Here is a 22397-nt window from a genome sequence, read left to right on the forward strand (position 1 = left end):
GGGGCGGACGGAGCCGGTGCAGCCGCGGCCGGAGCCGGAGCCGCCGGTGCGGGCGCCGGGGCAGCGGGTGCCGGGGCAGGTGCGGGAGCGGCGGGTGCCGGGGTTGCGGGTGCGGCAGGAGCCGCGACGCTCGCATCACCGATCACGGCGAGCTTGCCGCCCACCTCGATGATGTCGTCGACATTGGCGGCGATTTCGAGCAGTACGCCAGCTGCGGGCGACGGAATCTCGGTGTCGACCTTGTCGGTGGAAACTTCAACCAACGGCTCGTCGACCTCGATGGTGTCGCCAACTTCCTTCAGCCAGTTGGTGACAGTGCCCTCGGTGACCGACTCGCCCAACTCCGGCATCACCACGTCGACGCCGGTTGCAGCGGCGGCTGGGGCGGCAGCGGCAGGCTCCGGAGCAGCGGGCTCGGGTGCGGCCTCGGGCTCGGGAGCGGCAGCGGGTTCGGGGGTGGAGGCGGGTTCGGGGGTGGAGGCGGACGCATCGTCGGCAACGGCCTCGCCAGCTTCACCGATCAGGGCCAACTGCCCACCGATCTCAACGATGTCGTCCTCGGCGGCAACGATCTTCACCAGCACACCCGCGACGGGCGACGGAATTTCCGTGTCGACCTTGTCGGTGGAGACTTCCAGCAGCGGCTCGTCGACCGCAACCGTGTCGCCTTCCTGCTTCAGCCATTGGGTGACGGTTCCCTCGGTGACGCTCTCGCCCAATGCGGGCATCTCGACAGAGAAGGCCATTTGTATGTGACTCCCTAACAAACTCGTGAACTGTACTGTTCGGTCGATCGGTCGATGCTGTGGTTGTGACGCGGGTCCGCCAGCGTGTGCGGAATCGCGCGATGTCGACCTGGTAGGCCGACGCCCGTGACTCAGCCTACTCCCAATGCTGACTGTGTCCCGGGCAGTCTGCTGAACCGTGAACGCGGACACCACTGACGGTCGTGACCGTCCATCCGCAAGCCTGGTTAAGCACGTTCTTTGCTACTTGCCTTGCTTCGCAATGTCTTCGATCACGGCGACAATGGTGCGGACTGGCGAACCCGTACCGCCCTTTCCGGTGTACCCCCACGGGCTTCCGGCGTTGAAGGCAGGTCCGGCGACATCGATGTGCGCCCAGTCAAGGTCCTTGCTGACGAACTCACGCAAGAACATCGCGGCCGACAGCATCCCGCCCCACCGATGATTGGTGACGTTCGCCAGGTCAGCGATCCGCGAGTTCAGGTCACTGCGAAGCTCTGAAGGCATCGGCATCGGCCACCCGTTGTCGCCGACCGCCTGGGAGATTTCCGCGACCCGATCTCGGAAGTCGTCGGTTCCCAGGACACCGGGTGTGCGAGTTCCGAGGGCCACCATCTGTGCCCCGGTCAACGTGGCGGTATCGATCAGGAAGTCCGGGTTGTCTTCGCAAGCGCGGACAATTGCATCGGCCAAAATCAGGCGGCCCTCGGCGTCGGTGTTGAGGACCTCGACGGTGGTGCCGCCGTACTGGGTGAGGACGTCACCGGGACGTTGTGCCGTCGAAGACGGCATATTCTCGGCCATCGGCACGGTCGCGATAACGGTGACGGGTACATCGAGGCGGGCTGCGGCGATCACCGAGCCGATCACGGCCGCTGCACCACCCATGTCGGAGGTCATCTGCTCCATTCCGGCAGCGGGCTTGATGGAGATGCCGCCGGTGTCGAATGTGATGCCCTTGCCGACGAGCGCGACCGTGCGGTCGGATCCCTTGGCCTCGTGCGTCAGGCGGACTAGACGCGGCTTGCGGGACGAACCCTGGCCTACGCCAAGAATGCCGCCGTATCCAGCCTTGGCGAGTTCGACCTCGTCGAGGATTTCCACGCGCAGGCCAGCTTTGCCGCCGAGGACTCGGGCTCGTTCGGCGAACTCGGCGGGGTAGAGGAGGTTGGGCGGCGTGTTCACGAAATCGCGGGCGATAGCTACCGAGTCGGCAACAATGACCGCGTGATCGATGTCTGCCTTGGCTTGCTTCGATTTGGCGTCGACGGCCAGCAAGACCGTGTCGGGGGCCGGCTTCGACGAGTTGGACTTGTCGGTGCGGAGTTCGTTGAAGCGGTAGGCACCGAGGTATGAGCCTTCGGCGGCGGCAGCCAGGCCGGCCGCACCGAGGGTGCTGACGACACGCGCGGAACCGTCGAGGGCGCGGATTGCTGATCCCGATGCCTGCCGAATTGCCTCGTTGTCCCATTCGGCGTCGTCGTCGGGGGCCGCGCCCAGCCCCACGGTCAGCACGAGCCCGACGGGCAGCGACTCGGGCGCCGGCAGCCGGGTAATCTCGCCCACCGATCCGGATGCGCCAACGGCCTTGAGTGCCGAACTGAGGTATTCGGCGGCCGCGTCGTCGAGGAAATCGTCGACGAGCAACAGGGTCGGTTCGGCAGCCGCGTCGGCTGCGACCTCGTTGGTGTCGTCGGTCGACGCCGCAATCAGGCCGATGATCAAGGCATCGTCGTCTGCCGAAAGTGCAGTGGTTAGGTCGATACGGGGACCGCGGACGCGGTCGGAGAAGTCGTTGGCGCTCACGCCTGTCAACTCTGCCATAGGACGGGCCTTCGCCACAGGACGGATCGACGGCGAGCGTCGGGAGAGCGTGTGGAGCGAGACGATACGCTGGACGCCATGACTGAACTGCTCGCTGGCCCGATCGCCGATCGCCACATTGCCCTTGGTGCCACCTTCGCCGAATTCGGTGGATGGGATATGCCCGTCTCGTACTCGGGAACCGTCGCCGAGCACACCGCGGTCCGTGAGGCCGTCGGGATCTTCGACGTCAGCCACCTCGGCAAGGCCCTCGTCAGCGGTCCCGGCGCAGCCGACTTCATCAACTCGACGCTCACCAACGACATTCGGAAGATTGAACCGGGCAAGGCCCAGTACACGCTGTGCTGCAACGAACGCGGTGGCGTCATCGACGACCTGATTGCCTACCTGGTGAGCGACGACGAGGTGTTCCTCGTCCCTAACGCGGCAAACACCCCCGCGGTCGTTGCCGCACTGGCAGCCGCGGCTCCCGCCGATATCACCGTGGTCGATCAGCATCGCGACTACGCGGTGTTTGCGGTGCAGGGCCCGAAGTCGACCGAGGTCCTCGCCGCGCTCGGGCTGCCCACCGAGATGGATTACATGGCCTACCGTGATGCGACGATCACCATCGACGGTCGCGAAGTTGAAACCCGCGTCTGTCGCACGGGTTACACGGGAGAGCACGGTTACGAAGTCTTGCCGCGCTGGGACGACGCCGGAGTTGTCTTCGATGCGCTGCTGGCCGAGATCACTGAGCGCGACGGACTACCCGCCGGACTCGGCGCACGAGATACGCTCCGCACCGAGATGGGCTACGCCCTCCACGGTCATGAACTGAGCGTCGACATCAGCCCGGTGCAGGCGCGGTCGTCGTGGGCCGTCGGCTGGGACAAGCCCGCCTTTTTCGGTCGCGAGGCATTGCTTGCCGAACGCGAAGCTGGGCCGTCGCGTCGCATCTATGGACTGAAGGCGACCGGCCGCGGTGTGCCTCGCGCCGACTGCACCGTGCATGCCGAAGCTGGCGGTCCGCAGATCGGGATCTGCACTTCCGGGACCTTCTCGCCGAGCCTGAAGCAGGGCATCGCGCTTGCCTTCATCGACACCGACTCCGGCATCAAGAAGGGAGCCGAGGTTGTCGTCGATGTGCGCGGTCGGGCGCTGACCTGCGAGGTTGTGCTGCCTCCGTTCGTCGAAAGTCACGTCTAGGTAGTCGTATCGGTACCGTCGACGGGCCGGGGCAAAAACCCGGTTGACCGTCGGCGGTACCATCATTTCCATGACCTTGGAGTTCACCCGTACCGAGCATCCGCATCCGGTTTCGGAGACTCGTCGCGCCGAGATTCTCGACGCGCCGGGCTTCGGAAACTACTTCACCGACAACATGGTGACCGTAGATTTTGACCGAGCACGCGGGTGGCACAGTGCGCGCGTGACTCCCTACGGCCCGCTCGCGCTGGATCCGGCGGCGATGGTCCTGCACTACGCGCAGGAAATCTTTGAAGGACTCAAGGCCTACCGGCAGCCCGATGGCTCCATCGCAGCATTCCGCCCGGAGGCGAATGCCGACCGCCTCAACAATTCAGCCCGTCGGTTGGCGATGCCAGAGATCCCCGTCGAAGACTTCATTGGGTCGTTAAAGGCCTTGCTCGAGGCCGATCACGCGTGGGTTCCGGCCGCCGGTGGCGAGGAGTCGCTGTACTTGCGTCCGTTCATGATTGCGACGGAGGCGAGCCTCGGCGTGCGCCCGGCCGATCAGTACTTGTACACGTTGATCGCCTCTCCCGCCGGTGCGTACTTTAGCGGCGGGCTCAAGCCGGTCAGCGTCTATCTCTGCACCGAGTATGTGCGGGCCTCCCCGGGTGGCACCGGTGCCGCCAAGTTTGGTGGCAACTATGCAGCGTCGCTCCTGGCGCAGGCCCAGGCCGCAGACAAGGGTGCCGACCAGGTGGTTTGGCTGGACGCGATTGAACACCGCTACATCGAAGAGATGGGTGGAATGAACCTGTTCTTCGTCTACGGGACCGGTTCGGACGCTCAACTGGTGACGCCGGAACTTAGCGGCTCGTTGCTGCCCGGCATTACGCGTGACTCGCTGCTTACCTTGGCCGCCGATGCCGGATACAAGGTCGACGAGCGTCGCATCTCGACTGACGAACTTCGCGAAGGTGTCCGCTCGGGCGATATTTCCGAGGTCTTCGCCTGCGGCACTGCTGCGGTCATCACGCCGGTCGGACGGATCCAGAGCGATACCGACGACTACTTGGTCGGCGACGGTACCACCGGTCCGGTGACCCAGGCGCTCCGCGACACCCTCACCGGACTGCAGCGCGGCACCTTCGAGGACATTCACGGATGGATGACCACGCTTCGCGAGGCTCCGTAGCTAAACCAACTCTTATCGCACCCCGGTGTTGTCGCACTATCCGACAAACACAAGGGGTGCGATAAGCGTTAGAGGAGAAGGACGACGGCGGTGAGAACCGTCGTGAGTTCCATCGTGGCACCGATGATGTCGCCAGCGAGACCACCGTTCCGCTGGATGCAGTGACGACTGAACGCCCACGCGAACACGCCAGCCACCAGCACTGCGACGACCGGCAGCAACACCGCTGACGGCCCGTCGCCGGGATTACTGATTCCGACGGCGATGGCCGCGGCTAGCGAGATCAACGACCAGACGGCGATGGAGAACCGCTGCGATCCGGCGACCATCGCGCCGAATCCATCGCCGTGTGCCGCCTTAACTCCGCGACGGCACACGAGCGGGACTACCGCGCGGCTCAGAAATACCACGAGGGCGATCGCGTAGAAGCGGTGATCAGCGATCAGCGCGCCAAACGCGAGTGCCTCACCGAGAAGCACCAAAACCAGTGTGGCCGCACCGAAGGGGCCGACGTCGCCGCTGCGCATGATCTGTCGGACACGCTCGTGATCGCCATAGCTGCCGAGACCGTCGACGGTATCGGCAAGGCCATCGAGATGCATCCCACGTGTCCCGAGACCGAGCACGGCAACGAGGATCGTCCCGATTAGCGCGCTCGGTAGCTGCGTGTACGACAATCCCCAGCCGATGACGGCGACGACGGCACCGAGCACAATCCCCACGGTGGGGACCGCCGCCATGATGGTCGCGGCGCGACGACGGTCGAACTCGCCGCGCGGTTGGGGGAGCGGGAGCACTGTCAGCCAACTGAAAGCGTCGTGAATGCCACGCAGCCCGCGCCCGGCCGTCGTGACCACCTGTGGTTGGTTACTCACTGATCGATCAGCCTGCGCTGACGCCGGCTTCGTCGAAAGTCGCCATATCGGTCAGTACATCGATCGACGATGCCACCAGGGGCAGCGCGGCGGCGGCACCGGTGCCTTCGCCAAGACGCATCGATAGGTCGACGATGGGGGTGAGGTCGAGGGCTTCGAGCGCGAACCGATGTGCCGGTTCGGTCGACACGTGGCCTGCCTGCCACCAGGCTTCTGCTCCCGGCGCCAACTGCCGTGCGACGAGGGCGGCGGCGGTCGTGATGGATCCATCGAGGAGTGCCGGGGTCTTGCGGACGGCGGCCTGCGCGAGGAAGCCAGCCATGGCTGCCAGGTCGGCTCCGGCGACCGCGGCGATCAGAGCGAGCGGTTCGTTACGGTAGCGCCGTGCGTGCCGCATGCCATCGCGGATGGCGGCGGTTTTGCGGATCCACGTCGAGTCGTCGATCCCGGTGCCGCGGCCCACCACAACCACCGGTTCGTGATCGGTTAGGGTGCCGACCAACACCGATGCGGGCGTCGTATTGCCGATACCCATATCGCCCGCGATCAGCAGGTCGACGCCCTCGTCGACCAACTGATCGGCAATCGCGCGGCCAGCGGCAACGGCCCTGCGGGCTTCAGCGATCGTCAGTGATTCACCGCGCCGAAGGTCGCCGCTGCCATTGCGCACCTTGTAGCGGGCAATGTAAGGGTCGGTGTCGGCCAGCACCGCCATGTCGAGAACATGCACCGTGGCACCCGCACGACGGGCCAGCACGTTTATGGCCGCCCCACCACCGGCGATGTTGGCGACCATCTGCGCCGTGACCTCGGGCGGATAGGCGGACACGCCGTCGGAGGCGACCGCGTGATCGCCAGCAAACACGACGATCGCGGGTGCCGTCAGTGGTCGGGGTGGACACACGCCTTGGCACGCTGACATCCACACACCGAGGTCTTCCAGTCGGCCAAGGGATCCGGCGGGCTTGGTCAACTGCAACTGCCGGGCGCGGGCTTGCTCGGCGACCTCGTGGTCGGGCATTTCGACGATCGGGAAGATCTCGGCGTCGATGCCGTCGAGGGCGCCGTGCTCAACCGCGGATGAGGGGGCAGGTTCCGGTGACTGCTCGGCCGGGGCGACCGGAGTCGCGGGTTCGGCCGGAACCGGGGTGACAGGAGCCGGGGTGACAGGAACCGGGGCGGCAACAGAAACTGAGGCAACTGCGGTAACTGCGACGGCCGCGTCAGGCTCGCCCGGCAGATCGATGGTGCGTCCAGCGACGACGAGTCGCACGGTGTCGCAGACGCGGGCCACTGCGGCGTTGAGCCGACCGAGTTCATCGGCGAACCGTCGTCCAGCAGCCGTCGCTGGAACGAGCGACAGGCCTACTTCCGGGCTGACCAGGACAAGGTCGCCGTCGAAGGCCGCGATCGCCAGGCACAACTCGTCGATCTGATCGGCCACAGCGGGGAGCTCACCGGCGGGCAGGTCCCACGCTTGCGCGCTGTCGAGAACAGCGGTGAGCCAGTTTCCGAGATCGTCGATAAGCGTCGGTTCGGCGGGTTGTTCGCGCAGCAACCCCACCAGATCGCGGGACTCGACAGTCCGATACCGCTCGCCGCGTCGTTCGAGGTGCGCGTCGAGACGAGCCTGCCATTCGGCATCGTCGCGTTGGGCTTCGCCGGTCGCGATGTATCGAACACGGGGCGCACCGCTCAGGAGTTGTTCGGCATGCGCGGACTTGCCCGAGCGGATACCGCCGAGGACCAGTGTGCGCACCCGTTAGACCTTGTCGCCGGGCTTGAACTGCGGGCGAGGCGCACGCATCATCCGCAGCTGCATCGCGCGGGTGAACGAGTACCAGCCGAGTTTGAAGCCGGTATCGGTGGTGTCGGGGTAGCGCTCACGCACCCGCTTGTTGACGGTGTAGCCGAGGTACACCGAATCAAGGACCACGAACAGGACAAACACCAGTAGCACGAGGTTTCCGATGACCGCCAACCCCGGCACCATCAGCACCACGAGCAGGAAGATCGCAAACGGCAGGAACAGGCCAGCGAAGTTGCGTCGCGAGTCAACAATGTCGCGGGCGAACTGGCGCACCGGACCCTTATCGCGGGTGGCGAGGAACTTCTCGTCGCCATCCATCATCTTTTCTCGCTGCTCAAGGCGAATACGCCGACGTTCGGCCGACAATTCCTTGCGCTCAGCCTTCGTCATCGACGACTTCAGCTCTTTTTTGCGGGCGCGTGCCTCGGCGCGGTTGGTCGGCGGCGGTGCCACCGGTCCGCGGCGGCGTTCGGCTTCGCGTCGCTTAGGCGTCGGACGACCCTTGCCGGGTGTCGTCGCTCCGCCCTTCACGGTGGCTGATGCGTCGGACTCCTTGTCGGTGCCGTTCGACGAATCGGTCGCGGCAGCGGCTGAATCAGACTCGGAACTGTTGTCGGCGTCGGATTTCCAGGGCAACTTCACGACTACGAGACTATTCGATCAACGGCGAGACGTGGACATCGGGCGAGCCCAGCTCCACCAGCACAGCCGATACTGTGACCGGTAATGACTGGCCATGTGCGACGCATCGTGATTGCCCCGGACGAGTTCGGTGGCACGCTGAGTGCTGCCATCGCGGCGCGGGCGATTGCCAGTGGATGGCATCGAGCCCGTCCGGACGATGTCCTGACGCTGCTACCGCAGTCGGATGGGGGTCCGGGCTTTGTCGATGTGCTCAGTGCAGCCATGGGTGAACGTGGGCGCCGCGAGCAGGTGAGCGTGCCAGGGCCACTGGGTACTGCGACCACCGCGGAGATCCTCGTGGTCGACGGCACCGCATACCTCGAGACCGCGCAAGCCTGCGGATTGCACCTGGTGCGCGCCGACGGCCGACAAGCTGACACTGACACGGCCCGTCGGGCCAGTACGGCCGGGGTAGGCAGCCTCTTGCGTGTGGCCGCGGAGTCCGGCGTGTCGCGGATCGTCGTCGGACTTGGTGGGAGTGCCACCACAGACGGTGGTCGTGGGGCGGTGGAGGCGATCGGCGGATTGGCGCGCGCCAAGACACTGCTGCGAGGGATCGAGCTGATCGCGGCAACCGATGTCACGAATCCACTCCTCGGAGATGCCGGTGCCGCCGCTGTCTTCGGGCCGCAGAAAGGTGCCGACGCGGCCGCGATCGTCGAACTGGAGGCACGATTGGCGGCGTGGGCAGACGAACTGGAAGCGGACGGGCCATCAGTTCGCGAACTGCCGGGTGCCGGAGCCGCAGGCGGACTCGGCGCGTTGCTCTTTGCCCTTGGTGGCCGGCGGGAAGCGGGGGCCGACGTGGTGGGCAACGCCACTGATCGCGCCCGGCGCATCGCCGCCGCCGACCTCGTGATTACTGGTGAAGGTCGCTTTGACCAGCAGACTGCCTTCGGCAAAGTCGTGGCTTCGGTGACCTCGGATGCCCACTCGGCCGACGTGCCGGTGGTCGTCATCGCCGGCCAAGTGTCGCCGGGTACCCACGTTGCCGGGGTGCGTGCGGCGTACTCGATGTCCGACGCCGCGGGGTCGGTGCAACGATCGATGGACGAGCCGGAGAAGGTGCTTACCGAGTTAGCGACTCAGGTCGCAAAACTTGAGGGGCAGATGCGGGAATAGGCCGATGGCGAGTACCGTTGACTCAGTTGGTGTGCACCGGGTCGTCTCAATCCAGTGCTCTTGCCGATTACTACGTATCTGGTCGCCGAGGACATCTGCGACCGGCGACATGAGGAGCGCCCATGACCGTTGAGAACGAAACCGACACCGGTGTGCTGTTGACCGACACCGCCGCCGCCAAGGCCAAGGCCCTGTTGGACCAAGAAGGCCGCGACGACCTCGCGCTGCGCATTGCCGTTCAGCCCGGTGGCTGCGCTGGCCTTCGCTACCAGTTGTTCTTCGACGATCGCAGCCTTGACGGCGACGTGATCTCGAATTTTGGTGGCGTCAAGCTCGCCGTCGACCGGATGAGTGCTCCCTACGTTCAGGGTGCGACCATCGACTTCGTCGACAGCATCGAGAAGCAGGGCTTCACAATCGACAACCCCCAGGCCACTGGTAGCTGCGCCTGCGGCGACTCGTTTAACTAGATCGCTGGATCGACCGACACAGGTCGCGACTCCACCGACTTCCCAGTCGGGTGGGGCCGCGACCTTTGTTGTTTTGTGGACGCAGTAGCGTTGGATGAATGTTTATTGCTGTTTGCGGGTCGGTCGCGTCCGACCATTTGATGAAGTTCCCGGGAAAGTTCTCTGAACAGCTGGTCGCCGACCAACTCGAGCACATCTCGCTGAGCTTCCTCGTCGAAGAACTCGTCATTCACCGGGGTGGAGTCGGCGGCAACATTGCGTACGCGATTGGTGAGCTCGGCGAACACCCGCTGCTGGTGGCTGCCGCGGGCGGCGATTTTGGTGACTACGAGAAGTTCCTCGCTGAGCACGGTGTCGACTGCCGTGGCGTCTCCCGCTCAGCCACCAAGCACACCGCGCGCTTCATGTGCACCACCGACGAGACGATGGCTCAACTCGCCACCTTCTACGCCGGTGCCATGAGCGAAGCTCGCGACATTGATCTCGCCAGCGTCTTCGCCACCACCGGTCGTCCCGACCTTGTCCTCGTCGGCGCAGACGATCCGGACGCCATGGTCCGCCACACGCGCTCGTGCCGTGAACAGGGTATCGATTTCGCCGCCGACCCGTCGCAGCAGTTGGCCCGACTCGACGGCGAGACCGCGAAAGATCTCATCGACGGTGCGCGCTACCTGTTCACAAACGAGTACGAGTGGGGCCTGCTGCAGCAGAAGACCGGGCTGGGCGCCGACCAGGTTGCGCAAATGGTCGGAACTCGGATCACCACCCTCGGTAGCGGGGGAGTCGACATCATTGAGCGCGACGGAACCCGCACCCACGTCGGTGTTGTGCCCGTCAACGAGCAGGTTGATCCGACCGGTGTCGGCGACGGCTTCCGCGCCGGTTTCCTCACCGGACTTTCGCGAGGCCTGGGATACGAGCGCGCCGCGCAACTCGGTGCGATGGTCGCCACCTTGGTCCTGGAGTCAGAGTCGACGCAGGGATGGTCCTGGGACGTCGATGTGGCCGTCGACCGCCTGACCGCTGCTTACGGCGCAGACGCAGCGTCAGAGATCAAGAGCGTCCTGTAAGTCAGTTCAGCGAAGCAAGCCCGGATCCTCACTTGAGAATCCGGGCTTGCCCCATTTAGAACCTGTCGGTGTCGGAAGCGGTCGGTGTCGGAAGCTAGAGACGAACCGGGTACGTGTGGTCTTCGATCTCCGGGACCACGGAGCCGTCGACGAAGATGCCGTACCAGATCATGAAGCACAGCACGGTCCAGATACGGCGACTGTTGTCGACCGTTCCCGCCCGATGCTCGCGCAGCATCTCCAAAACAAATGCCTTGTTGAAAATGTGGTCGGTGTCGGAGGCGGTGATCGTCTCGTAAGCCCAGTCGTACATTTCCGGACCGGCCAGCCAATGCCGCAGCGGCACCGGGAACCCCAACTTTTTCCGGTGCAGCACGTGCGCGGGCACAATCTGCTCCAGGGCCTTGCGGAGGGCGTACTTGGTGGTGCCGTGACTGACCTTCTCGTCGAACGGCAATTGTTCGGCAACCGCGAAGACTTCCTTGTCGAGGAAGGGAACGCGCAACTCGAGGGAGTTTGCCATCGTGATCTTGTCGGCCTTGACGAGGATGTCGCCGCGCAGCCACGTGAACAAATCCAGGTGCTGCATGCGGGCCACCGGGTCGAGGCCTTCGCTCATCGCATAGATCGGTGCGGTGACGTCCTGGTGCATCCATTCCTCACGGAAGTTCCGCAGCACGGCCCGCAAGCGGGCGTCGTCGAAGCTGCGGGCGTTACCGTAGTACCGCTCCTCAAGCGTCAGCGAGCCGCGATGGAGCAGGCTCTTGCCGCGTGTGCCCTCGGGGATACGTTCGGACAGTTTGCCTGCCATCCGGCGGACACCGCGGGGGAGCTTGTCGAAGGACTTCAGCGACAACGGCTCCTTGTAGATGGTGTAGCCGCCGAACAACTCGTCTGCGCCCTCACCCGACAGCACCACCTTCACGTGCTTGCGCGCTTCCGCCGCAATGAAATACAACGGCACCAAAGCCGGGTCCGCGACGGGGTCGTCCAGATACCAGATGATCTTCGGGAGGGCTTCGATGTACTCCTGCGGGGTCACAACCTTCGTGATGTGACGGGCACCGATGGCCTCGGCCGACTCTGCTGCCACGTCGATCTCGGAATACCCGCCACGCTCAAAGCCGGTGGTAAACGTGATCAAGTTCGGATTGTGCTGAATTGCCAGCGCCGCGATCGCCGTCGAGTCGATACCGCCCGACAGGAACGAACCGACGGTCACATCGGCACGCATGTGCTTGGCCACGGAATCGCGCATCACGTCCGCGATCTCGTCGTATCGCTTCTGGTCGCCGGCCGAGGCGAACGGTCGAACGTTAAAGCGGGGGATAAAGTAGCGGGTCGTTTCCGGGGCGGTGCCGGGACGCAGTCGTGCATAGCTGCCCGACTCCAGTCGCGTGATCGACTTGTGAAGCGACTCGGGCTCCGGGACGTACTGCAGAACCGTGTAGTGCTCAATTGCTCGATCGTCGAGGTCCTTTGACAACTCGAGGCGGTCGAGCAATTCCAGAACGCTCTTCTTTTCGCTGCCGAAAGCGGTGCCCTTGGGGCTGGTCGCCAGGTACAGCGGTTTGATGCCGAACGGGTCGCGTGCCAAGAACAGCTCGCGGTTCTGGGTATCCCAGATTGCGAACCCGAACATGCCGCGGAGCTTCTTGACCACCTCGGTGCCCCAGTAGTGGAACCCCGCGACGATCGGCTCACCGTCACCCTCGGTCTCAAAGACGGCACCGTGATCGCGCTCAAGTTCGGCGCGCAACTCCAAGTAGTTGTAGATCTCGCCGTTAAAAACGAGCGCATATCGCCCGGGACTCTCCGGCGGGCCCCACCGCAACGGCTGGTGCGAGTGCTCGATATCGATGATCGACAGACGGTTGAAACCGAACACCAGGTCGTCGTCGTTCCAGGTGCCCAAATCGTCGGGACCCCGGTGCCGCATACAAGTTGCCGCTGAAGCGACAAGGTCGGTCGTAGTCGACGCCGAACCGTCGCTGGTCAGAATTCCGAGCAAGCCACACACGGTGTTAGGGCCTCATTTCACAGGTACGGACGTCACGCGCGAAGGCGCGGGCCGTTCCACTATGCCGCAGATGCCCTACCGGCCGCGACCCCGGCGCACCGCGATGAGTGACGAAACACGTCCCGCATTGCCGCGAATGTGCAGGTCGCCAAAAAATGTCTGCAAAACAACGAACCCCAATCATGAACAGTTCCCCGTCTTGGTCTACGCTGCGTAGTACTAGGTGCAAGAATTGCTGCGAGGAGTGTCTGCTCGTCGTGGCAGACCTTGATGAACAGCTCCCTGCCAGCAGGAAGGCGTGAAATTGACGAACGGTGTACAGCCGTCGCCGCGACGAAAGGGCTCTCGATCTCGCATGATCAAGAGGCTAGGTGGACTTGCGGTTCTCGGCGTCGGTGTCCTGATGACATCCGGTTGCAGTGCTGAAGAAGCATTGCGATTCGGATGGCCCGAAGGCATCACCCCAGAGGGCCAGGAAATGCGTAACTTCTGGACTTGGTCGGTAATTGCCGCCTTGGCCATGGGCGCGATGGTGTGGGGCCTGATTTTCTGGACCATCACCTTCCACCGCCGCAAGAAGAACACCACTGCCGAAGAGGAGATCCCGCGGCAGACTGGTTACAACGTTCCGCTCGAACTGGCCTACACGGCCATTCCGTTCGTGCTGATCGCCGTGATGTTCTACTTCACTGTCGTCGTGCAAAACACGGTCGAAAAGAAGGAAGATAACCCGGCCGTCGCCGTTGACGTGACCGCCTTCCAGTGGAACTGGAAGTTCGGCTACAACTCGGTCACCATCGACGGAAACCAGCTGGTTAATCCGAAGACCGACTCGGTCAAGGGTGCTCCGTTCGAGGATCAGATCAAGAAGTACCGCGAAGCTGACGGTAAGCAGGAGGAAGTCCTCGGCGCCGCTGGCGGTCGTTCCGCTGACATCCGCAACTACCTTGCCTACGACAAGATCGAGACCCTCGGTACCTCTTCGGAGATCCCGATTCTGGTTCTGCCGACCAACACGCGCATTCAGTTCAATCTGGCTGCCGCCGACGTCGTGCACTCGTTCTGGGTTCCGGAGTTCCTGTTCAAGCGCGACGTGATGCCGTTCCCGGAGCAGAACCACCAGGATCCGTCGTTCCAGGTTTCCAAGATCGATCGTGAAGGCGCCTTCGTTGGACGCTGTGCAGAAATGTGCGGCACGTTCCACGCGATGATGAACTTCGAGATCCGTGCGGTTAGCCCGGAAACCTTCGTGAACTACATCAAGTTCCGTCAAGGCCACCCGGACGCCAGCAACGCCCAGGCGCTGCAGGCAGTGTGCCAGGTTCCTGATTCGGTGACCACGGTGCCGTTCGATACTCGCCGTGTCCACAACGGGACCACCCCGGAGAACCTCGGCGATAAGAGCAACACCACTATTGCTGGCTGCACCCCGGAGGTTTAGGACGCTATGAAGGTCGAAGCTCGAATCTTTGAAGTAATCGCTCTCTTCTTCTTCGTGGTCGGCGTGGTGTACACGATCGCTACGTTCTACTACCGGACCGGTGTTGAGTGGGCAGGCGCTACGGCGATGTTCTTCTCCGGTGGGCTCGCCCTCCTTGCCGGTACGTACTTCCGGTTTGTCGCTCGACGGGTGGAGATCCGCCCGGAGGACTTCGACGACGCGGAGATTGAAGACGGCGCTGGCGAACTTGGTTTCTTCTCGCCGCACAGCTACTGGCCCATCCTGATCGCCGGTGCGGCCGCGCTGTTCGCCATCGGTTTTGCATCCGCCAACTGGTGGTTCGCGGTCGGTGTGGTGCCGATCATCGTGGCCTGTGTTGCTGGCCTGGTCTTCGAGTACCACGTCGGACCCGAGAAGCACTGACGCAACTGCACTGAGATCCGCCAAAGCCGCCCCTGGGAGCCCCAGGGGCGGCTTTGTTTTGCGTATCTGTATTTTCCCCTCTCGGGTGGGTGCGCGCATTGCCCGGCTGCCGTCGCACCGTTTGTCACTACCGCACCCACTCTGGTTGTGGGCAACAGGTTGCGACATAGTGTCATAATCCAAAGAGGTGCGATAACCACAACAGACAGTCACTGATATCGACCTGATCGGTGACTGTCCGTCGGGGAGAGCCTCAGTTGGTGATGTTGCTGGCTTGGTTAGCCCAGTCTTTGTAGCTGTAGAACTCGCCCGTGTTGGAGGTAAATGCCGACAATGCACGTGCATTGCCCGCCAACACACCCATATTCCATGCGGTGAGCAGTCCCAGATACGGTTTCACGCCGACGACGCACTCAAAATTGTCCGGTGTGCAGCTCGGCTGCCCCTGAATGTCGTTGTGCTTGAGGCCGACGGCGGTGGCCATCGCCTTGTTCACCGAATGTGGAGTCATGTCGAAATAGGCGCGCAGCGAGGCGATACCAATCTCGCGAACCGGCTTCGCCTGGTTCGCCGGCGGCATGGAGCTCTTCGTTCCGTTGATGTACAGCATCGAGACGTCGGTGATCTTGTCCGGTTCGGAGCACAGCGCGCCCGCTTGCTTCGGTCCGCAGCCGATCTGACCTGGCGGCTCAATGGGGATAGCAGACTTGATGAGCCCGTTCGATTTCGCAGCCGCATTGATAGCGCCCACCGCTCCGAGCGAGTGGCCCATCGCACCAACGTTGTCGGTGTCGAGACGCTTGTAGAAGATGCTCGACGGCTTCGCGTTCTGCGTCCGCGCAAACCGTGCGCCGTCGAGAAGCTCCTGGCCCGATCCAGTGTTCCTATTGTGGGCGGCAACCACCACGAAGCCCCACGAGGCTAGGTGGGTGAGCAGGTAGTCGTACTGCTGCGGAACGGCATTAGCGCCGTCGCCCCAGGTGATGACCGGCCGCGGAGTGCCGTTACCCGCGAGGTCCTTCGGGTACCACACGTCGAACTTCTGGCCCGCCGCGTCGCAGCATCCGGCGCCCTCGCGTGTGGAGACCTCCCAAGGCCCAGCCTTGCCGTACTTGGCCTGGATGGTCTCTGGCTGAGCTCGTGGACTCGACTGCGGCTGCGCCTGCGCAATACCGGAGAGCGAAGGCCCTGTGAGTGCCACGATTATCGCGGCTCGTCACAAACCGTCAGCGCGCGTCAACTTTTCTGTCACGAATCGTCGTCGTGCCCCTACCAGACCGTCACCAAACGGGGTGATCGGTGATGGTCTGGTCGAATCGTGACAGAAAAGGGGGAAAGGGGGCAGGGGTGGTTCTGTGGGGGAGGGGAGCGGTACGGGCGAAGATACGAAAGAGCCCGCCTCGCGAATGCGAGGCGGGCTCTTTCGTTAGATCTGCAGACCTTAGGCGAACGGGTCGCCGCCCTTTTCCTGAAGCTGGATGAGAGCCTTCTTCTCTTCCAGGTGACGCTCGTGAGCGAGCTGCTCGTTGAGTGCCTGTTCTTCGGGGCTGTCCGGGATAAGCGCGGAGCCGGTACCGGGCGAGCCGGCCGATCCGAGCTTGTTCATCCGCTTCGGCAGCGGAGCACCCTCGTAAGGCAGCGGGATCGGGTGACCATGCTCGTCAACCGGGCCGAGCGGCTGGTGGATCTCGATGTACTCGCCCTTCGGCTGACGGCGGATGATGCCCGTCTCGATGCCGTGCTCCAGCACCTCGCGGTCGCTGCGCTGCAACGAGAGCGCCCAACGGTAAGCGATGAAGTACACCAGCGGCGGAATCACGAGGAGACCAATGCGGCCCATCCACGTTGTCGCGTTCAGCGAGATGTGGAACTTCAGCGCGATCACGTCGTTCATACAGCTGATCGTCAAGATGGCGTAGAAAGCGACGGCCATGGCACCGACAGCGGTACGAACCGGAGTGTCACGAGGACGCTGCAGCAGATTGTGGTGCGCGTTGTCGCCGGTGAGCTTCTTCTCGATCCACGGGTAGGTGAACAGCAACCCGAAGATGACACCGATAACAACGACAACCCAGAAGATCGCGGGGATCGTGTAGTTACCGAGGTAGAGCTCCCACGGCGGCATCAGTCGGGCGAAGCCGTCCGTCCACATCATGTAAATATCTGGCTGCGAACCCGCCGACACCTGACCCGGGTTGTACGGGCCAATGTTCCACACGGCATTGATCTGGAAGACACCCGCCATCAGCGCCAGCAATCCGGTGATGATCGCGAAGAACGCGCCACCCTTAGCGGCAAACACCGGGAGAATACGAACGCCAACGACGTTCTTCTCGGTGCGGCCGGGGCCGGGGAACTGCGTGTGCTTCTGGTACCAAACCAAAGCCAAGTGCGCGCCGATCAGACCCAGGATGATTGCCGGGAAGATCAGAATGTGCAGCACGTACAGCCGCGGGATGATGATGTCGCCCGGGAAGTCGCCGTTGAAGAGCGCGAACTGAATCCACGTACCGATGACCGGAATGCCCAGGACGATGCCCGACATTGCGGCACGAACACCGGTACCCGAGAGCAGATCGTCAGGCAGCGAGTATCCGAAGAAGCCCTCGAACATGGCCAGCAGAAGCAAGAAGCAACCGATAACCCAGTTCGCCTCACGTGGGCGCCGGAACGCACCGGTGAAGAAGATGCGCATCATGTGGATGATGATCGACGCAGCGAACAGCAGTGCTGCCCAGTGGTGGATCTGGCGTACGAACAGCCCGCCGCGAACCTCAAATGAAAGGTTCAGGGTGGTCTCGTAGGCGCGACTCATCGTGACGCCATTGAGCGGCTGGTAAGCGCCGTCGTAAACGACGTGCGCCATCGACGGGTCGAAGAAGAAGGTCAAGTACGTGCCCGACACCAAAAGGATGATGAAGCTGTACAGCGCGACCTCACCCAAAAGGAACGACCAGTGGGTGGGGAAGACCTTATTGATCTGGCGGCGAAGACCCGGCGCTAGGTGGTACCGCGAGTCGACGCCCTCTGCCTGCGTGGCGAGGCGGTCAGCGATCGTCATGACTTACGCTCCCAGAATGCCGGTCCGACGGGCTCAAGGAAGTCGCCACCGGCGACCATGTAGCCCTGGTTGTTTACAGTGATGGGCAGCTGTGCCAACGCACGTGCCGCCGGTCCGAAGATCGCCTTGCCGTACTGCAGCGCATCGAACTGCGACTGGTGGCACGGGCAAAGGATTCGGTTGGTCTGCTGCTCGTACAGCGACGTCGGGCAACCGAGGTGGCTGCAGACCTTCGTGTACGCGTAGTAGTCGCCGTAGTTGAAGCTCTCCTGGCCGCGACGCTTGATGACGCGCTGGCCATCGGACGGGCGCAGGCGAATCAGCATGACGGGGTTGTGGACGTTGCGCAGGCCTTCGAGCAGCTTGTGACGTGACTCTTCGGTCTCGCCGTAGCCGTCCGATACGCGCCACGGGAACACCGTTTCCATGGCGCCGGCGTCGAGGTCCTCGGGCCGGACGAGAGCAACCTGGTACGGGTTGCCGGTGTCGCGACGCATGAAGACGGTTTCGCCCTTGGTCTCGTTGTAGATCGGGGACCAACCGGTGTGCCACAGTTCGGAGTCATCGCCCTTGGCCCAGGGATTCTTGATGAAGCCTCCGAGTGCGGCGACGCCACCAGCAACCGACAATGCGCCGATGCCGAAGACTGCCGAGCCAATAAGCATCTTGCGACGGGGGAGAGTGGTGGTCTCCAACGTCTCGTCGAGCTCAGCGACGATCGTCTGCTTGTCGACCTCCGACGAACCGCCGTCGTGGCGTTCCTGGACCGAGATCTCAGCCGGGATGAAACGCTTGGTCAGCTGAACGACGCCGAAACCGAATGCCAGAATCGACAGTCCGAAGGTGACGCCCAGCAGCGGGGTGTAGAACGTGTACGCCCAGTAGCCTGCCTCGTCTGGCATCCGGAATTCCCACTCGTTCCAGATGAACAGGACCAGGCCTGCGATGGCGAAGATTCCGGAGAGCACGAACCAGATCGCGACAGCGAACTCGGCGCGCTTCTCAGCCTTGGTACCGGGCTCGGGGAACCGCTCGGCGCGGTGGATGATCTCCACCCCGTCCAAGTTGGTCCCAAGCCTGACCTTCTCGTCGCGAGACATAGCGGCGAGCTGGTCGTCGGACGGGACGTCCTTACTCGAGTCGCTCAATTTCGTGATCCAATCCACATTGCGCCGGCGACAACCGCGGTCACGCCGACGACCCACATGACGATGCCCTCAGAAACCGGGCCGAATCCGCCTAGTCCATAGCCACCGCTGGGGTTAGCGGAGTCAACGTAGCGGACGTAGCCGATGATGTCCTTTTTCTCTTCAACCGACAGCTGGCGGTTCGAGAACTTAGGCATGTTCTGCGGACCGGTCAGCATGGCTGTGTAAAGCTGCTGCGGGTTGACGTCCGTCAGCGGGGGAGCGTACTTACCGCTCGAGAGTGCGCCACCACGACCGGTGAAGTTGTGGCACGAAGCGCAGTTGAGGCGGAACAGCTCCGAGCCGCGACCGATGTTGTCGCCGCGGAGCGAGTCCATCGCCAGGACGGGGAAGCCGTCCTTGTACACGATGTTGCCGCTCTCGTCCTTCTCGTACATGACGCTGGGGCCGCCACCCATAGCCTGGATGTAGCTGCCGAGCTGGTCGATCTGAGCCTCGGTGAACTTCGCGGGTTTGCGGGCAGCCTGTGCTTCGTTGCGCGCGGCAGGCATACGGCCGGAAGAGACCTGGAAGTAGACGGCCGCGTCGCCGACACCGATAAGCGACGGACCGCGGTCCTTGACGCCTTCGAGGTTGGCACCGTGGCAGGTGATGCATGACGTGTCGTACAGCTGCTTGCCTGCCGCGACGGAGCTGACGCTCTTATCGTCTGCGGTGGCAACCTGCGGCTTGGGCGAAATCAGGGCGGCGATGAGGCCGGCAGCAAGAAGGCCGAGGAGCAGGAAGATCGTGCCGCTTGCGCGACGACGCAGCTTGCGACGCGACTTGGCGCGTGCGCCTGCGGTCTTGTCTGATCCGACGGTCGAGCTTCGCTGTTCGGAGTTGTCGGCGGCGTCAGAGCCTTCCGGCGAACTCGGTGGAGATGATCTCATCTGTGACTCTCTACTAAGCGGTTTGGACTGGTTGTTTTTGAACCGGTGGGCTATGACCGGATCTTCGGCCGCCGGGGGCTACCGGATGAAGTAAATGACGACGAACAGGGCGATCCACACGACGTCAACGAAGTGCCAGTAGTAAGACACGACGATGGCGGCGGTCGCCTGAGCAGGAGTGAACTTCGACAGGCGGGTACGGATCAGCAGGAACACGAAGGCCAGAAGACCGCCGATGACGTGCAGTCCGTGGAATCCGGTCGCCATGTAGAAGACGGAACCGTAGGCGCTCGACGAGAGCGTGGTGCCCTCGCTGACCATCGCGACGTACTCGCTGGCCTGGCCGATTACGAAAATGGTGCCCATCACCAGTGTCAGCGTGTACCAACGACGAAGCCCGAAGACGTCACCGCGTTCGGCGGCGAAGACGCCAGCCTGGCAGGTGAACGACGAAAGAATCAGGATTGTTGTCACCGGTACGGCGAGCCAAAGGTTCAAATGCGTCGGTGGCTGAGGCCAACCGTCCGCAGCGTTGGCCCGCGCGACGAAATACATCGCGAAGAGGCCAGCGAAGAACATCAATTCGCTCGACAACCACACGATGGTGCCGACGCTGACCATATTCGGACGGTTCAGCGAGTGCACGCGTGAGGTGATGGCGGTTTCTGAGTTACCCACAGCGCTAGTCACAAGAGAAGTATGACGGTTCGTAGTAACCAATGACCACTCGGGTCGGAAAATTGATGGAACTCGTCGGATATCCGCAGGTGGGAGACGACGATTTCAAGGATACCGGCGTGTCCTGAGACTCCGATGAGCGTTATTGTGTGGCCCATGATGACTTTGCGGGAGGTGTCTTGATGATTTCTCTGCGGCTTCCGTGGCGTGGACGGGCGATGGCGCCCCCGTTACCGGCGATTGGGGATCCGACGTTGGTTGTCACGGTGTCGAGTACCGATGAGACCTCTGCAAGTTCGACGGTGTTGACCGAGGCCGGGTTCACCGAGCAGGTTCCGGTGGTGTTGCGGATGGTGCTGTCGTTGCCGGAGTCCGCAGTCGATGGGGTCGTCGCACGGTGTGCGGGCGACGACTACCGCGTCGATGACAGCGCTCGGAGCCCGCTCGGAGTCGAAACGGTAGCTGACGCTGGGCACGCCGTGGTTGTTCTGGCCCGGGTGATGGGTGTCGATGCCTTGAGTCTGTCGCGGGAACGCGCCTGGATGGGCAGCGTCGCTTCGCGAGCGGCCGGACGCGTTCTGGGGTGGGCTGTACTGCAAGCAGATTCGTCGGCTGGACCCGACGCGGATACTCCGGTGACGAAGAAGAGGCGTGCCCGTTAGTCTGGTTCGCGTGACTGCAGTCAACGCAACCGGTTCTGATTCCGCCTACACCTGGCCGTACGTGCTGGGCAAAGTTACCGACGGGATTGATCTCAGCGTCGACGAAGCGTCGTGGGCGATGCGCGAGATCATGTCCGATGCGGCCACGGGCGCTCAGATCGCCGCATTTGGCGTCGGCGTCAAGATGAAGGGCGCATCGGCGGCAGAGTTGCGCGGTCTGTCGGAGGCGATGCTGGCCCTCGCTAACCGCGTTCGCGTCGATGGCGCGGCTATCGACATCGTCGGTACCGGTGGCGACCGATCGCACACGGTGAATATTTCGACGATGACCTCGGTGGTTGTTGCGGCGGCAGGGATCCCCGTGGTGAAGCATGGCAACCGTGCGGCATCGTCGAAGAGCGGCGGTGCCGACGTATTGGAAGCACTGGGCGTTGCCATCACGTTGAAGCCAGCAGCGGTGGAAGCATGCGTCGCCGAGGTTGGGATCGGCTTCTGCTTTGCGCCGGTGTTCCATCCGGCCTTCCGTTTTACCGGGCCGCCACGCAGTCAGATTGGCATCCCCACCGTCTTTAATGTTCTGGGGCCGTTGACGAATCCGGCCGCGCCCGAAGCCGGGCTTATCGGATGCGCGTTTAGTGACCTGGCACCGGTCCTGGCAGCAGCATTCGCCGAACGTGGAAACCGGGTGCTGCTGGTGCGCGGCGATGACGGGCTCGATGAGCTAACAACGACGACCACTTCGACGGTGTGGCAGGTGGTGAACGGTGAGGTCGGCAATCTGAAACTTGACCCGCGCGACCTGGGAATCGGACTCGTCGAACTGTCGGCGCTTCAAGGTGGTGACGCGGTCGTTAATGCCCAGGTGGCGCGTGACCTCTTCGCCGGCACCGCGGGCCCCGTTCGGGATTCGGTGCTGCTGAACGCGGCGGCGGCAGTCGTGGCTTTTGAACAGCAGGCATTGATGTCGCAGGAGGAGTTCAACGAGGCAATGCGAGACGGCTTGGTGCGCGTTGCGGACGTGATCGATTCCGGTCGCGCCAGCGAATTGCTCGACCGGTGGAGCGCC

At 63.3% G+C, this 22397-nt stretch carries 20 protein-coding genes; 9 read left to right on the top strand and 11 right to left on the bottom strand.

What is annotated here, in order from left to right; genetic code table 11:
- Together WBA38_RS00715 and WBA38_RS00720 are read right to left on the bottom strand one after the other, a co-directional pair.
- The coding region (locus WBA38_RS00715) for a biotin/lipoyl-containing protein (RefSeq protein WP_424321817.1) at positions 1 to 746 on the bottom strand (746 nt) is incomplete at its 3' end.
- A gap of 243 nt (positions 747 to 989) precedes the next feature.
- Positions 990 to 2552, bottom strand: a complete 1563-nt coding sequence (locus WBA38_RS00720) for a leucyl aminopeptidase (protein WP_424293113.1) — start codon at positions 2550 to 2552, stop codon at positions 990 to 992.
- A 96-nt stretch (positions 2553 to 2648) separates the two neighbouring features.
- On the opposite strand from WBA38_RS00720, the gene gcvT reads away from it, so the two are divergent.
- Positions 2649 to 3758, top strand: coding sequence for a glycine cleavage system aminomethyltransferase GcvT (gene gcvT / locus WBA38_RS00725; RefSeq protein WP_424321818.1), 1110 nt, complete (start codon positions 2649 to 2651; stop codon positions 3756 to 3758).
- 70 nt (positions 3759 to 3828) lie between these two features.
- Complete coding sequence (locus WBA38_RS00730) at positions 3829 to 4935, top strand: branched-chain amino acid aminotransferase (RefSeq protein ID WP_424293110.1); 1107 nt, start codon at positions 3829 to 3831, stop codon at positions 4933 to 4935.
- Between the two features lie 68 nt (positions 4936 to 5003).
- Here the strand turns inward: WBA38_RS00730 and WBA38_RS00735 are convergent, their stop codons facing one another.
- The 3 genes from WBA38_RS00735 to WBA38_RS00745 are packed head-to-tail and all read right to left on the bottom strand — an operon-like array spanning position 5004 to position 8262.
- Entirely contained in the window at positions 5004 to 5810 is an 807-nt protein-coding gene (locus tag WBA38_RS00735; RefSeq protein ID WP_424293109.1) for an adenosylcobinamide-GDP ribazoletransferase, read from the bottom strand.
- Between the two features lie 7 nt (positions 5811 to 5817).
- Positions 5818 to 7569, bottom strand: a complete 1752-nt coding sequence (gene cobT, locus WBA38_RS00740; RefSeq protein ID WP_424321819.1) for a nicotinate-nucleotide--dimethylbenzimidazole phosphoribosyltransferase — start codon at positions 7567 to 7569, stop codon at positions 5818 to 5820.
- Positions 7570 to 7572: 3 nt separating this feature from the next.
- Positions 7573 to 8262, bottom strand: coding sequence for a DUF3043 domain-containing protein (locus tag WBA38_RS00745; RefSeq protein WP_424321820.1), 690 nt, complete (start codon positions 8260 to 8262; stop codon positions 7573 to 7575).
- 84 nt (positions 8263 to 8346) lie between these two features.
- On the opposite strand from WBA38_RS00745, the gene WBA38_RS00750 reads away from it, so the two are divergent.
- The 3 genes from WBA38_RS00750 (at position 8347) to WBA38_RS00760 (ending at position 10966) form a co-directional block, all read left to right on the top strand.
- Positions 8347 to 9426 (top strand): glycerate kinase, encoded by a 1080-nt coding sequence (locus WBA38_RS00750; RefSeq protein WP_424321821.1) that lies wholly within the window; start codon positions 8347 to 8349, stop codon positions 9424 to 9426.
- 122 nt (positions 9427 to 9548) lie between these two features.
- Positions 9549 to 9896: a HesB/IscA family protein gene (locus WBA38_RS00755; protein ID WP_424297027.1), complete on the top strand. Its 348-nt coding sequence runs from the start codon at positions 9549 to 9551 to the stop codon at positions 9894 to 9896.
- 98 nt (positions 9897 to 9994) lie between these two features.
- Complete coding sequence (locus WBA38_RS00760) at positions 9995 to 10966, top strand: carbohydrate kinase family protein (RefSeq protein ID WP_424297028.1); 972 nt, start codon at positions 9995 to 9997, stop codon at positions 10964 to 10966.
- Positions 10967 to 11060: 94 nt separating this feature from the next.
- On the opposite strand, the gene asnB is transcribed toward WBA38_RS00760, so the two are convergent.
- The gene (asnB, locus tag WBA38_RS00765) at positions 11061 to 12986 is read right to left on the bottom strand and encodes an asparagine synthase (glutamine-hydrolyzing) (protein WP_424321822.1); all 1926 of its coding nucleotides are present in this window, start codon (positions 12984 to 12986) and stop codon (positions 11061 to 11063) included.
- Between the two features lie 355 nt (positions 12987 to 13341).
- Here asnB and WBA38_RS00770 point away from each other — a divergent pair, with 355 nt between their 5' ends.
- Positions 13342 to 14427 (top strand): cytochrome c oxidase subunit II, encoded by a 1086-nt coding sequence (locus WBA38_RS00770; protein ID WP_424321823.1) that lies wholly within the window; start codon positions 13342 to 13344, stop codon positions 14425 to 14427.
- Positions 14428 to 14433: 6 nt separating this feature from the next.
- Complete coding sequence (locus tag WBA38_RS00775; RefSeq protein WP_424297031.1) at positions 14434 to 14850, top strand: cytochrome c oxidase subunit 4; 417 nt, start codon at positions 14434 to 14436, stop codon at positions 14848 to 14850.
- A gap of 253 nt (positions 14851 to 15103) precedes the next feature.
- On the opposite strand, the gene WBA38_RS00780 is transcribed toward WBA38_RS00775, so the two are convergent.
- From WBA38_RS00780 to WBA38_RS00800, 5 genes are all read right to left on the bottom strand, one after another.
- Positions 15104 to 16051, bottom strand: coding sequence for a hypothetical protein (locus tag WBA38_RS00780; protein ID WP_424297032.1), 948 nt, complete (start codon positions 16049 to 16051; stop codon positions 15104 to 15106).
- 240 nt (positions 16052 to 16291) lie between these two features.
- A complete protein-coding gene (locus tag WBA38_RS00785; RefSeq protein ID WP_424297034.1) occupies positions 16292 to 17911 on the bottom strand; it encodes a cytochrome b in 1620 nt (539 codons plus the stop codon).
- On the bottom strand, positions 17908 to 19059 hold the full coding sequence (locus WBA38_RS00790) for a ubiquinol-cytochrome c reductase iron-sulfur subunit (RefSeq protein WP_424297036.1): 1152 nt from the start codon (positions 19057 to 19059) through the stop codon (positions 17908 to 17910). The genes WBA38_RS00785 and WBA38_RS00790 overlap by 4 nt, the downstream gene beginning before the upstream one ends.
- Positions 19056 to 19991, bottom strand: a complete 936-nt coding sequence (locus WBA38_RS00795; RefSeq protein ID WP_424297037.1) for a c-type cytochrome — start codon at positions 19989 to 19991, stop codon at positions 19056 to 19058. Before WBA38_RS00795 ends, WBA38_RS00790 begins: the two co-directional genes overlap by 4 nt.
- A gap of 78 nt (positions 19992 to 20069) precedes the next feature.
- Entirely contained in the window at positions 20070 to 20681 is a 612-nt protein-coding gene (locus WBA38_RS00800) for a cytochrome c oxidase subunit 3 (protein WP_424297040.1), read from the bottom strand.
- Between the two features lie 170 nt (positions 20682 to 20851).
- On the opposite strand from WBA38_RS00800, the gene WBA38_RS00805 reads away from it, so the two are divergent.
- Both WBA38_RS00805 and trpD read left to right on the top strand, forming a co-directional pair.
- A complete protein-coding gene (locus tag WBA38_RS00805) occupies positions 20852 to 21331 on the top strand; it encodes a hypothetical protein (protein WP_424321824.1) in 480 nt (159 codons plus the stop codon).
- 10 nt (positions 21332 to 21341) lie between these two features.
- On the top strand, positions 21342 to 22397 hold a 1056-nt coding region (trpD, locus tag WBA38_RS00810), incomplete at its 3' end, for an anthranilate phosphoribosyltransferase (protein WP_424321825.1).

Origin of the sequence: Gordonia sp. (in: high G+C Gram-positive bacteria) (assembly GCF_049647785.1) — a bacterium.
Lineage (GTDB): Bacteria > Actinomycetota > Actinomycetes > Mycobacteriales > Mycobacteriaceae > Gordonia.